The organism is Pantoea sp. JK, assembly GCF_026130245.1.
GTDB classification, from domain to species: Bacteria; Pseudomonadota; Gammaproteobacteria; order Enterobacterales; family Enterobacteriaceae; genus Pantoea; species Pantoea trifolii.
The window spans coordinates 752,016-764,869 of sequence record NZ_JAINFN010000001.1; the positions used below are offsets into that span (position 1 = coordinate 752,016).

General features: G+C 53.5%; 8 protein-coding genes. 5 read left to right on the plus strand and 3 right to left on the minus strand.

Annotated elements, in window-relative coordinates; all coding sequences use genetic code 11:
* Window positions 1–62: 62 nt before the first annotated feature.
* Together PanJK_RS03645 and lrp are read right to left on the minus strand one after the other, a co-directional pair.
* Window positions 63–3,449: a DNA translocase FtsK 4TM domain-containing protein gene (locus tag PanJK_RS03645; protein WP_265297172.1), complete on the minus strand. Its 3,387-nt coding sequence runs from the start codon at window positions 3,447–3,449 to the stop codon at window positions 63–65.
* A 119-nt stretch (window positions 3,450–3,568) separates the two neighbouring features.
* Complete coding sequence (gene lrp, locus PanJK_RS03650; RefSeq protein ID WP_006118610.1) at window positions 3,569–4,063, minus strand: leucine-responsive transcriptional regulator Lrp; 495 nt, start codon at window positions 4,061–4,063, stop codon at window positions 3,569–3,571.
* 519 nt (window positions 4,064–4,582) lie between these two features.
* Here lrp and trxB point away from each other — a divergent pair.
* The 5 genes from trxB (at window position 4,583) to infA (ending at window position 10,484) form a co-directional block, all read left to right on the plus strand.
* Window positions 4,583–5,548 carry a thioredoxin-disulfide reductase gene (gene trxB, locus PanJK_RS03655; RefSeq protein WP_061717155.1) on the plus strand — a complete coding sequence of 322 codons (966 nt, stop codon included), beginning with the start codon at window positions 4,583–4,585 and terminating at the stop codon, window positions 5,546–5,548.
* A gap of 145 nt (window positions 5,549–5,693) precedes the next feature.
* Window positions 5,694–7,463: a heme ABC transporter permease/ATP-binding protein CydD gene (cydD, locus tag PanJK_RS03660; protein WP_265297174.1), complete on the plus strand. Its 1,770-nt coding sequence runs from the start codon at window positions 5,694–5,696 to the stop codon at window positions 7,461–7,463.
* A complete protein-coding gene (gene cydC / locus PanJK_RS03665; RefSeq protein ID WP_265297175.1) occupies window positions 7,463–9,193 on the plus strand; it encodes a heme ABC transporter ATP-binding protein/permease CydC in 1,731 nt (576 codons plus the stop codon). Before cydD ends, cydC begins: the two co-directional genes overlap by 1 nt.
* A gap of 33 nt (window positions 9,194–9,226) precedes the next feature.
* Window positions 9,227–9,919, plus strand: a complete 693-nt coding sequence (gene aat / locus PanJK_RS03670) for a leucyl/phenylalanyl-tRNA--protein transferase (RefSeq protein ID WP_036647907.1) — start codon at window positions 9,227–9,229, stop codon at window positions 9,917–9,919.
* A gap of 346 nt (window positions 9,920–10,265) precedes the next feature.
* On the plus strand, window positions 10,266–10,484 hold the full coding sequence (infA, locus tag PanJK_RS03675; RefSeq protein WP_002211347.1) for a translation initiation factor IF-1: 219 nt from the start codon (window positions 10,266–10,268) through the stop codon (window positions 10,482–10,484).
* 90 nt (window positions 10,485–10,574) lie between these two features.
* Here the strand turns inward: infA and clpA are convergent, their stop codons facing one another.
* Entirely contained in the window at window positions 10,575–12,854 is a 2,280-nt protein-coding gene (gene clpA, locus PanJK_RS03680) for an ATP-dependent Clp protease ATP-binding subunit ClpA (RefSeq protein WP_008102430.1), read from the minus strand.

A 12,854-nucleotide genomic window follows, 5' to 3' on the forward strand; every position in this document is an offset into this window, starting at 1 on the left:
CCAACAGATAAACAATGGGCCAGTGTTAACTGGCCCATAAGCAGACAATCGCACGCGATAATTTACATTTCGTGTGGCGGCGGTGAAAGCACTTCACGGTTGCCATTGTGTCCCGGTTCAGAAACGATGCCCTGCGCTTCCATCTGCTCGATGATGCGTGCAGCACGGTTATAACCAATACGGAACTGGCGCTGAACCCCAGAAATGGACGCCCGGCGTTTTTCCACCACGAAAGAGACCGCCTGATCGAACAGCGGATCCAGCTCTTCATCACCCATCATACCGCCAGCCGCGCTATCACTCTCTTCACCAGCGGTGATGCTTTCGATGTATTGCGGGCGACCGCGTGCTTTCCAGTCCTGAACGACCGCATGGACTTCCTGGTCGCGCACGAATGCACCGTGCACGCGCACTGGCATTGAGGAGTTTGGCGGCATGTACAGCATGTCACCCATGCCCAGCAGCGATTCCGCACCGCCTTGATCAAGGATGGTGCGTGAGTCAATCTTACTGGAAACGGTAAAGGCGATACGCGTCGGGATGTTGGCTTTGATCAGACCGGTAATCACATCGACCGACGGACGCTGTGTCGCCAGCACCAGGTGAATACCCGCCGCACGTGCTTTCTGTGCCAGACGAGCAATCAACTCTTCAACCTTCTTACCGACCGCCATCATCAGATCGGCAAATTCGTCGACCAGTACCACGATATAAGGCAGTTTTTCAAGCACCGGCGGCGTGGTATCCATGCTATCGCCCGGCTTCCAGAACGGATCGGGAATTGGTCGGCCCATCGCCGCAGCCTGCTCAATCTTCTCGTTATATCCGGCAAGATTACGCACGCCCAGCGCAGACATCAGCTTATAGCGACGCTCCATTTCACCGACACTCCAGCGCAGCGCATTGGCCGCATCTTTCATATCAGTAACCACTTCGGTCAGCAGATGCGGAATGCCTTCGTAGACTGACAGCTCAAGCATTTTCGGGTCGATCATGATAAAGCGCACTTCTTCCGGCGTGGCTTTATACAACATGCTAATGATCATGGTGTTAACGCCCACCGATTTACCGGAACCAGTGGTACCGGCAACCAGTAAGTGAGGCATTTTCGCCAAATCAGCCACAACCGGCTGGCCAGCAATGTCTTTCCCTAATACCACTGCAAGCGGTGACGGATTTTCACGGAATTTAGGACAATCCAGCACTTCGCGCAGATAAACGGTTTGACGATGTTTATTTGGCAGTTCAAGCCCGACATAAGGCTTACCTGGAATGACTTCCACCACGCGCACGGCAACCGCTGACAGTGAACGCGCCAGGTCACGCGATAAGTTAGAGATACGTGAAGCTTTAACGCCTGGCGCTAAGTCGAGCTCAAAACGGGTGATGACCGGCCCAGGCGAAATACCTACCACTTCCGCCTTCACACGATAATCAGCCAGTCGAGCCTCAACCAGTCGCGCCGTTTGCTCCAGCGCAAACATATCCACCGGCTCTTCTTCTGCCGGTGGTGACGTGAGCAGATCCAGCGTTGGCAGCGGCGTAGAAGGTTTTTCCAGTGGCTGTTCATGGCGAACCAGGAACGGATGGAACAAGCTATCCTGTGCTGGCGCTGCAGGTTTCACTGGTGCAGGCGGCGCAGAATAGGCTTCCTGTTCCGGTGACGACCACGGGCTAGATTCAGCACTTAATGAAGGTAATGACGCAGGCTCCGGCGCAGCGGGTTGCTGCCACTGCGCGGGTTCTTCCGGCTCTGGCGTTGCAGAGATCGTAAATAGCGGCTCGCTTGGGCTGTCGTCGACCAGATCTTTCATTGGCGAAAAATCAAACGCAGACGAGGTATCCAGATTAAAGACCGGCGCTTCTTTCACATCAGATTCGTTATAGCGTTGCTGCTGCTGATCGGCGAACTGACGTGCCAGTTGAGCCTGCTGCAATGCATCCTCATCTTCAGGCTCAGACGCGCCCTGCCAGCTTTCACCGTAACGATTCTGCTGCTGCGATGCGAAGGCTTCACGCAACTGCGCCTCTTGCAGCTCAACATCATCCTCCTGAGGAGGAACGCTGTAAGACGCGGTGACTTCCGGCTGTTGCTGCTCAGCATCTTTAGCCTGCTCTTCCGCCATACGCTGCGAAGGCAACTTGATACCGTACGACGCTAACTCGCGTCGAGTTGGCAACTTAACCTTATTCGGACGCGGCAATTCTGGGCCAATGCCCTGCTTCACCTGCGGGTTGTAATCACGCTCAGGCACGATATCGAAAGCAGGCGAATAAGCAGCTGTTGAAGATGCTGCTTTTACTGCTCCCGCAGCCAGTGAAGCGGCGGCGACACTGTTTAAAGGCGCTGAAGATGAAGCGGCATCCTGCCAGTTGCCCATACTTGGGCCTTCATCGTCATCAGCCGGCGAAAACGGCGAAGGTGCCGGTTCATTTGGCATCTCGAAACGATAGAGCGGCGTAGAAGGCTGCGCGATCGGTTCGGGCGCCGCAGCGACAGGCTGTGGAACCGACGTTGGCTGGGCAGCAGGTTCTGCAACGCGCGGCATCGCGACGGGTTCTGCAGGTGCACTTGTCCCAGGCTGCGCGACGGCTGGGCTTTGCTGTGCGGCTTGCGTGGTAACCGCAATCGCAGCAGCAGTTGCCGCGCTGGCCTTCGCCAGCAGCGGATCGTCGCCCAACTCTGCAGCAACGGGTTCGCTGATCTTGCGCGGTTTGGCTAACAAGACATCGTCTTCTTCATTTGCAGGCTGTAAAGCCGGCATTGAAGGCGACGCCTCATCAGCCTGCTCTTCGTCGTCGTATTCTTCTTCCTGCCAGGGTTCATCATGGCGTGAACGGTTGCTGGCAAAGGTCAGAACACCCATCACCACGCCACCGATCTTCTCGGCAATCGTCAGCCATGACCAACCGGTGTAAAGGGTGATCCCGGCAGCCCAGACGCACAGCAGCGTTAAGGTGCCGCCAGCCGAACTGAACCAAGGTGCCATCGCATTGCTGACCAGGCTGCCAATGACGCCGCCGGAAGCAAAATACCAGATGTCATCAACGTTCAGCGCCGCAAGACCACAAGTCGTCACGACAAGAGCCAGCACGCCAATCAGGCGAAGACCAACAGCAAAGTAGTCAATGTAATCCTGGCGATCGCGTTGGCGGAAAGTGATCCAACACAGACCAATAATGACGGGAGGAATGGCGTAAGCCATCACGCCAAAAATGAACAATAGCGTATCGGCTAGCCATGCGCCGACGCTACCACCCAAATTATGGATAGGTTCGTGCCATGCGGTTTGTGACCAGCTTGGATCCGAAGGGTTAAAACTAACCAGCGACACCATCAAATAGATGGCGAACAAGGCCACAAGAATGAGCAACGCTTCCAGCAGACGACGTCCACTGCTCAACGGTTGTAACGAAACATCTTTATCTTCTGTATATTCCTGGCTCAAGAGAACTCTCCAGGTGCCTGTAAATTAAGAAGGCAACAACGTCGGGCATGCCCGACGCTGGTCCTGTATGAATTCACAGGAGTGTACCGAAATCCTGCAAGCTTTGCACCTGCCCTGCACTACCGGGTTTTGATCACCAGACGATTGCTCTGTTTGACCTCTTCCATCACCACGTAAGTACGGGTGTCGTTTACGCCCGGTAGACGCAGCAAGGTTTCACCCAGCAGTTTACGATAGGCGGACATATCCGGTACGCGGGTTTTCAGCAGGTAGTCAAAGTCACCGGAAACGAGGTGACATTCTTGAGTTTCCTCAAGTTTTTGCACAGCGGCGTTAAATTGCTCAAACACATCTGGTGCACCACGATTCAGAGTAATCTCAACGAAAACCAGCAGTGAAGCATCCAGGTAATGGGGATTGAGCTGTGCGGTGTAGCCCAGAATGAAGCCTTGACGCTCGAGGCGGCGCACGCGCTCAAGACAAGGCGTTGGCGATAATCCAACACGTTTGGAAAGCTCGACATTGGAAATTCGACCGTCTTTCTGCAGTTCATTCAGAATATTTCTGTCGATACGATCTAAATCTTTTCCGGGGCGTTTCTTATTGTCTACCATTATTATTGTCTCTCTTAATTCCTTCCCTTTACCTGCCACACCCTGAAAACGCTCATTGTTCAGGGCCTTACTGAAGTGAAGACCATAAGCCTGTGCAGTAACGCGTCCATCCGTATGACGCATGCTGTCTGTCCACATCATGCGTCACTACCAATGTCAGACTGAGTTTATTCGGCTAAAAAGGCCAAAACAGAAATGAAATTCTGTTTTGAATCGCTAAATATTCTCTGCTTCTCCCAATGTTTTCGCAAAAGCGCAGGCGATTGTCAAAGTAAAACATCCAAATTCAGTACAAGATGCCAGATAGAGTTCTGGGTTGCTGTTTTTAAATGAGAATTTTTATGCTGCTGCACCACTAATTGCCGAGCATTGCCCCCTTTTGGCGCAACGCGCGTGCAAAATTTACACTCATCGTCTACGCCGCTCGCAGAGATTGTTAACAAAATTGCTGAAGCCTTTTTTTGCGACGTTAATTTCCCTACAATCAAAAACTATGTTGTCAGAAAAATTGAGGAACGCATGAGTACGGCCAAACACAGTAAGCTGCTCATTCTGGGCTCCGGCCCTGCCGGTTACACTGCTGCGGTATATGCAGCGCGCGCTAACCTGAATCCGGTATTAATCACCGGTCTGGAAAAAGGGGGTCAGCTTACCACCACCACCGAAGTGGAGAACTGGCCAGGCGATGCAAACGATCTGACCGGTCCCGCGTTGATGGAACGCATGCAAGAGCATGCTGAGAAATTCAACACCGAGATCATTTTTGACCACATTCATACTGTCGATTTGCAGAACCGTCCGTTCCGTCTGGTCGGCGACAGCGGTGAATACACTGCAGATGCCTTGATCATCGCAACTGGCGCCTCAGCGCGTTATCTCGGTCTGCCATCAGAAGAAGCGTTCAAAGGCAAAGGCGTATCTGCTTGCGCGACCTGTGATGGTTTCTTCTACCGCAACCAGAAAGTTGCCGTGATTGGTGGAGGTAACACTGCCGTTGAGGAAGCACTTTACCTGGCTAACATTGCCGCTGAAGTGCATCTGATTCACCGTCGCGACAGCTTCCGCGCGGAGAAAATCCTCATCGACCGTCTGATGGAAAAAGTGCGCAATGGCAACATCGTGCTGCACACCGACCGCACGCTGGACGAAGTGGTCGGCGATCAAATGGGCGTGACAGGCTTGAAACTGCTTTCTACCAAAGGTGAAGCGGCGGAATCACTCGATGTCGCGGGTCTGTTTGTCGCTATCGGCCACAGTCCAAATACCGCAATCTTTGACGGTCAGCTGGATTTAGAAAATGGCTACATCAAAGTGCAGTCTGGTTTGCATGGTAACGCCACTCAAACCAGCATCCCAGGCGTGTTCGCTGCCGGCGATGTGATGGATCATATTTATCGCCAGGCCATTACCTCTGCCGGTACCGGCTGTATGGCTGCGCTGGATGCGGAACGCTTCCTTGATGGACTGGTTAAAAACGATAAGTAAGTTGTTAATAACCTGATCATAATCGCCTAAAGGCGGCCAGTTTTGGTCGCCTTTTTTGTTACCTGCGTGCTACAGTTCACGCGCCCGACATTGCTGGGTTTTCATCCGGGATTCACATCTCTTTTGAGTTACCAAACGGCATCGCATGAACAAATCACGGCAACAAGAGCTTCTCCGCTGGCTCCGTCAGCAACGTCATCACGGTGCACGCAACTTGCGTGTGGCCTCGCTGTTGGGTTTTGCTGGCGCACTGGTCATTATCGCCCAAGCCTGGTTACTGGCTTCACTGCTGCAAAATCTGCTGGTCGCGCAACAACCTCGCGCCTCACTGCTCACCGATTTTCTGTTGATGCTGCTGTGCTTTGTCTTACGTGCTGGATTGCATTACGCCCGCGAAATGGCAGGACATCGCGCTGGCGTCGCCATTCGCCGTACGCTGCGTCAGCAGGTTCTGGATCGCCTCAATGTGCTCGGTCCCGCCTGGATTCAGGGTAAACCCGCAGGCAGCTGGGCTACGCTGCTGCTCGAACAGATCGAAGAGATGCAGGAATACTACGCGCGCTATTTGCCACAAATGTCGCTAGCTGTCTTCATTCCGTTAGCTATTTTGATCGCCATTTTCCCGATTAACTGGGCGGCAGGATTGATTCTGCTGGTGACCGCGCCACTGATTCCTCTGTTTATGGCGATGGTTGGTATGGGCGCGGCGGATGCCAACCGCCGCAACTTTGTTGCTCTCGCAAGGCTGAGCGGTGATTTTTACGATCGTCTGCGTGGACGTGAAACGTTGCGCCTGTTCTATCGCGGCGCGGCAGAGCAAGAGGCAATTGCCGCCAGCACCACCGATTTCCGTCAGCGCACCATGGAAGTGTTGCGCCTGGCATTTCTCTCTTCCGCCGTGCTGGAGTTTTTTGCCTCACTGGCGATTGCTGTCGTCGCGGTCTACTTCGGTTTCTCTTACCTTGGCGAACTGAATTTTGGTCATTACAGCACCGGCGTAACCCTGTTTGCCGGTTTCCTGGCCTTAATTCTGGCGCCTGAATTTTTCCAGCCGTTACGTGACTTAGGCACCTTTTATCACGCCAAAGCGCAAGCGATTGGCGGAGCTGATGCGCTGGACCAGTTTCTCCGTGAAAGTCCCGACCCAACCTTAGAACACGCTTCTCGCGAGCTTTCCCTCACGGCACCGCTACACCTTCATGCGCAGGATCTGGTGGTAATGACCGCCAGCGGTGAAGCGCTGTCTCAATCGCTGAATTTTACTCTCAGCGCCGGTAAACGCGTGGCGTTGGTAGGACAAAGCGGCGCAGGGAAAACCGCGCTAATGAACGTCTTACTGGGTTTCCTGCCTTATCATGGTTCGCTGCAGGTCAATGGACAGGAGCTCCGCGATATTAGCCGTGATAGCTGGCAAAAACATATCGCCTGGGTTGGCCAAAATCCCCATTTACCCGCGCAAACGCTGCGTGAAAATCTGCTGCTCAATAGCCGCATTGATGACGCTACGCTCATGTCGGTTCTACAACGCGCGGGCGTTGATGAGTTTTTAGATCGTCTGCCACAAGGATTAGAAACCGTTTTAGGCGATGGTGGCGTGGGCCTTTCCGTTGGGCAGGCGCAGCGTATCGCCGTAGCGCGTGCCTTGCTTAAACCCGCACAACTGCTGCTGCTTGATGAGCCCGGTTCCGGACTGGATAGTCAGAGCGAGCAGCATGTCATCAATGCCTTGCAACAAGCAGCCACTCAGCAAACCACGCTGATGATCACGCACCAACTTAACGAGCTCGCGAGTTGGGATGAAGTGTGGGTGATGCAGGCGGGGCAACTGGTGCAACAAGGTCATTGGCAGGAGCTGATTGAACAAGATGGACCACTGCGCGAAATGGCGCAGCATCGTCAAAAGGAGATCGCATAATGAACAATTTATTGCCTTTCCTGCGTCTTTTTAGCCGTCATCCATGGCGTTTAGGGCTTGGCGTTGTTCTTGCCATCGTCACCTTGCTTGCCAGTATTGGACTGCTGACCTTATCCGGCTGGTTCCTCGCCGCCTCTTCACTGGCGGGCGTAACAGGACTTTACACGTTCAACTACATGCTGCCCGCTGCCGGCGTGCGCGGCGCAGCGATAACCCGCACGGCTGCGCGTTATTTTGAGCGCCTGGTGAGTCACGATGCCACCTTCCGTGTGCTGCAACATTTGCGCGTGTTTACCTTTGGCAAACTTATCACCCTCGCGCCAGAACAGCTGGCTCGTTTTCGTCAGGGTGAATTACTCAACCGCTTTGTCAGCGACGTCGATACACTCGATCATCTCTACCTGCGTGTGCTCTCGCCGTTAATTGGCGCAGCCGTAGTGATTGTGGTGGTCACCTGCGGTTTGGCGCTACTGGATGTACCCTTAGCTTTGCTGCTCGGCGGCATTATGCTACTGACGCTGTTGCTCATGCCGCCGCTGTTCTGGCGGATTGGCACTTCAGCCGGACACCAGATTGCCCAGCATCAGGCCAGCTGGCGCATGCAGTTGACGCACTGGATTACCGGCCTGTCTGAGCTGAAAATTTATGGCGCTGCACATCTGTGGCGAGCCCAGCTTGATAAAGAAGAACTTAACTGGCAACAGGCGCAACGCAGGCAACATCGCCTGCAGGCGCTGGCGCAAAGCCTGCTACTGGTCATCAGCGGCACGACGGTGACGCTGTTGTTATGGATTTCCGCCAATGGCGTGGGGGGAAACAGTACACCAGGCGCATTTATCGCGCTGTTTGTGTTTTGCGGACTGGCGGCATTTGAAGCGCTGACCCCGGTTGCCGGTGCGTTTCTGCCACTGTCGCAGGTGGCCAGCGCCGCTAAGCGGGTACAGGAAATCATTGAACAGCCCGCTGCGATACATTTTCCTCACGCTAAAATCAGTAGTGCTTCAGGTATTAACCTGAAAATGGAAAACATCAGTTTCAGCTATCCGCAGCGTCCTGAACCGGTGTTGCAGCATTTCTCTCTATCGCTAAATGCAGGCGAACATCTGGCGCTGCTCGGTCCAACCGGCTGCGGCAAATCCAGCCTGCTGGCGCTGATTACCCGAGGTTGGGAAGCGCAACAAGGTTCGATAAGTCTCATCGACATCGATATCGCTTTATGGGATGAAGCTTCGCTGCGCAGCCGCATTAGCGTGGTAACACAGCGCGTACATCTGTTTAGCCAAACGCTACGCGACAATTTGTTGCTGGCAAAACCTGATGCCAGCGATGAGCAACTGGTTGATGCATTATACAAGGTCGGTCTGGTTCATCTGGCCAAACACAACGAAGGATTGAACGCATGGATGGGCGATGGCGGTCGAGCATTATCCGGCGGTGAACTGCGTCGTCTGGCAATAGCGCGCGCCCTGCTGCACGATGGCGATTTGTGGCTGCTGGATGAACCCACTGAAGGTCTGGATGCCAGCACCGAGCAGCAGATTCTGACGCTATTGCAGCACGTCACCCGCGGTAAAACGCTGATTATGGTGACGCATCGCTTAAGCGGTTTGGATGCCATGGACCGTATTTGCGTTATGGATCAGGGACAGATTATTGAATCCGGTTCGCACGCCGAATTAATCTCAAAAGCAGGCCGCTACTGGCGTTTCCATCAGCGCTTTACGCTATAGTCTTAGCCAACAGCCCTGAGTGTGATTGACGCAATGAGACTGATACAGCTTTCACGAGATTCATTAAATTTCCCACCACCGGAAATGGCGCTGCGCGAGCCCAATGGATTATTGGCGATGGGCGGCGATCTCTCCCCTGCTCGCCTGATGAATGCTTATCAGCGTGGCATTTTCCCGTGGTTTTCTCCGGGCGATCCGATTCTTTGGTGGTCGCCGGATCCCCGTGCGGTAATGCTGCCCGAATCCTTCCATCTCAGCCGCAGTATGGCGCGCTTCCATAAGCGCTCACCGTATCGCGTCACCATGAATCATGCGTTTCCGCAGGTGCTGGAAGGCTGTGCCAGTGGTCGACAGGAAGGCACGTGGATTACGTTTGAAGTGAAACGGGCGTGGTTGCGATTGTATGAATTGGGTCATGCCCATTCGATCGAAGTCTGGTGCGATCAGCAACTGGTCGGTGGGATGTATGGCCTGGCGCTGGGGCAAATTTTTTGCGGTGAATCGATGTTTAGCCGTCAGGAAAATGCCTCGAAAACCGCGCTCTGGGTTTTTGCGCAACATTTTCTCGCGCATCAGGGCCGGCTGATTGATTGTCAGGTGCTGAACCCGCATACCGCTTCCCTTGGTGCGGTTGAAATTCCTCGCGTCGATTATCTACAGTACGTGCAAACACTGGCGTGGCAACCGGTTTCCGAGAGTTGCTGGCAAACACAAACCCTTTTTTGACATCGGTCACCGATGTTTTGCACACAATTCCCGACAAAAGTGATACAATAAGCGAGTTTGGTATGTCGTCCGCGCTTCGCTGTGGCGAGCCGGAATTGCCAGGTTGGGAATCTCACACATTTCCCGAAGCTGTTTTGATTGTGCAACTGATGCCGATTGCTACAGATTCTTAGCCCGCTAATCCCCCGCAGACGTCAAAAAACACCCTAATTTATCCGTACTGCACGCGCAACGGCGCGACGCACGGCGAAGCGTTGGCAAAATCATCAACGGTTCTTTACATAAATCATGGAATTCGGCATTATCTTGCCGGTTCAACAGTTTGGTAGTACACCCAGAGGATTCGATGGCCAAAGAAGACAATATTGAAATGCAAGGTACCGTACTGGATACGTTACCGAACACCATGTTCCGCGTAGAGCTTGAAAACGGGCACGTGGTTACCGCTCATATCTCCGGTAAAATGCGCAAAAACTACATCCGCATCCTGACGGGCGACAAAGTGACTGTCGAGTTGACCCCGTACGACCTGAGCAAAGGCCGCATTGTCTTCCGTAGTCGCTAAGTAAATATTCACATCTCGCGATGGTTATATTTACATAGCGCGAAAAAAAGGCCGGATTCGCATCCGGCCTTTTTCATATCTGCATTTCGCTTAGTGCACAGTACCTTCGGTTTTACGTTTCTCCGCACTCAGGAAGTGGTAAGTAAGCTGGTTTTTATCTTTATCCAGCGCTACTGATACCGATCCACCATCAACCAGTGAACCAAACAGCAGTTCATTCGCCAACGGTTTCTTCAAATTTTCCTGTACGGCACGTGCCATCGGACGTGCACCCATCGCTTTGTCATAACCTTTATCAGCCAGCCAATCGCGCGCGTCATCGCTAACTTCCAGTGATACGCCCTTCGCATCCAGCTGAGCCTGCAACTCGACGATAAACTTATCCACGACCTGATGAATCACTTCCTGAGACAGGTGACGGAACCAGATAATGTTGTCGAGGCGGTTACGGAACTCTGGCGTAAAGATCTTTTTGATCTCTTCCATCGCGTCGGTACTGTTGTCCTGATGAATCAGGCCAATCGACTTACGTTCAGTCTCACGCACACCAGCGTTGGTGGTCATCACCAGCACCACGTTACGGAAGTCTGCTTTGCGGCCGTTGTTATCGGTCAACATACCGTTGTCCATCACCTGCAGCAGCAGGTTGAAGACATCCGGGTGCGCTTTCTCGATTTCATCCAACAGCACCACAGCGTGCGGATGTTTGATTACCGCATCGGTCAGCAAACCGCCCTGATCAAAACCAACGTAACCCGGAGGCGCACCAATCAAACGGCTGACGGTGTGACGTTCCATATACTCAGACATATCGAAACGCAGCAGCTCGATACCCAGCGCTTTCGCTAACTGGACAGTAACTTCTGTTTTACCAACACCGGTTGGGCCCGCAAACAGGAAGGAACCAACCGGTTTACGATCCTGACCCAAACCTGCACGACTCATCTTGATCGCTTCAGTCAGTGCTTCAATCGCATTATCCTGACCAAACACCAGCATCTTCAGACGATCGCCGAGATTTTTCAGCGTATCGCGATCGGTTGCTGACACGCTCTGCTCAGGAATACGCGCAATGCGCGCCACCACCGTTTCGATATCCGAAACGTTGACGGTTTTCTTACGCTTACTGACCGGCACCAGACGCGCACGCGCACCGGCTTCGTCGATCACGTCAATGGCTTTATCCGGCAGATGGCGATCGTTGATATATTTCACCGCCAGCTCCACCGCCGCACGTACCGCTTTCGCGGTATAACGCACATCATGGTGCGCTTCGTACTTCGGCTTCAGCCCATTAAGAATCTGCACGGTCTCTTCCACAGAAGGCTCGGTAATATCGATCTTCTGGAAACGACGCGCCAGCGCACGATCCTTCTCAAAGATATTGCTGAACTCCTGATACGTGGTTGAACCCATCACGCGGATTTTACCGCTGGAGAGCAACGGTTTGATCAAGTTTGCCGCATCGACCTGGCCACCCGATGCCGCACCGGCACCGATAATGGTATGAATTTCATCAATAAACAGGATGCTGTTACTGTCCTGTTCCAGCTGTTTTAGCAGCGCTTTGAAACGTTTTTCAAAATCACCACGGTATTTGGTACCCGCCAGCAGCGAACCGATGTCGAGTGAATAGATGGTGCACTCTTTCATCACTTCCGGTACGTCGCCCTGCACAATGCGCCAGGCAAGTCCTTCAGCAATCGCGGTTTTACCCACGCCCGATTCGCCTACCAGCAGCGGGTTGTTCTTACGACGACGGCATAATACCTGAACAGTACGTTCCAGCTCTTTATCGCGGCCGATCAGCGGATCAATTCCGCCGACACGAGCAAGCTGATTAAGATTGGTGGTGAAGTTTTCCATACGATCCTCCCCGCCTGCTTGCTCTTCGTTAACCGGATTCTCCGCATTGTTCTGCGGCTGGCCGGGTTCGTCTTTACGCGTACCATGGGAGATGAAGTTCACCACATCGAGGCGGCTCACTTCGTGTTTGCGCAGCAGATAAGCCGCTTGCGACTCCTGCTCGCTAAAAATCGCGACCAGCACGTTCGCACCTGCGACTTCGCTGCGACCGGAAGACTGGACATGGAATACCGCACGCTGCAACACGCGCTGGAAGCTGAGCGTAGGTTGGGTATCGCGCTCCTCTTCACTGGCAGGCAGCACCGGCGTGGTTTGTTCGATGAAGGCTTCGAGTTCCTGACGCAGAGCCACGATATCCACCGAGCAGGCTTCCAGTGCCTCTCTGGCCGACGGGTTACTGAGCAATGCCAGCAACAGATGCTCGACGGTCATAAACTCATGACGGTGCTCGCGCGCTCTGGCGAAAGCCATATTTAAACTGAGTTCCAGTTCTTGATTGAGCAT

What these genes read in the sequence shown, in the direction of transcription:
- lrp (WP_006118610.1), bottom strand. Translation starts at nt 4,063, where the DNA reads ATGGTAGACAATAAGAAACGCCCCGGAAAAGATTTAGATCGTATCGAC.
- trxB (WP_061717155.1), top strand. Translation starts at nt 4,583, where the DNA reads ATGAGTACGGCCAAACACAGTAAGCTGCTCATTCTGGGCTCCGGCCCT.
- cydD (WP_265297174.1), top strand. Translation starts at nt 5,694, where the DNA reads ATGAACAAATCACGGCAACAAGAGCTTCTCCGCTGGCTCCGTCAGCAA.
- cydC (WP_265297175.1), top strand. Translation starts at nt 7,463, where the DNA reads ATGAACAATTTATTGCCTTTCCTGCGTCTTTTTAGCCGTCATCCATGG.
- aat (WP_036647907.1), top strand. Translation starts at nt 9,227, where the DNA reads ATGAGACTGATACAGCTTTCACGAGATTCATTAAATTTCCCACCACCG.
- infA (WP_002211347.1), top strand. Translation starts at nt 10,266, where the DNA reads ATGGCCAAAGAAGACAATATTGAAATGCAAGGTACCGTACTGGATACG.
- clpA (WP_008102430.1), bottom strand. Translation starts at nt 12,854, where the DNA reads ATGCTCAATCAAGAACTGGAACTCAGTTTAAATATGGCTTTCGCCAGA.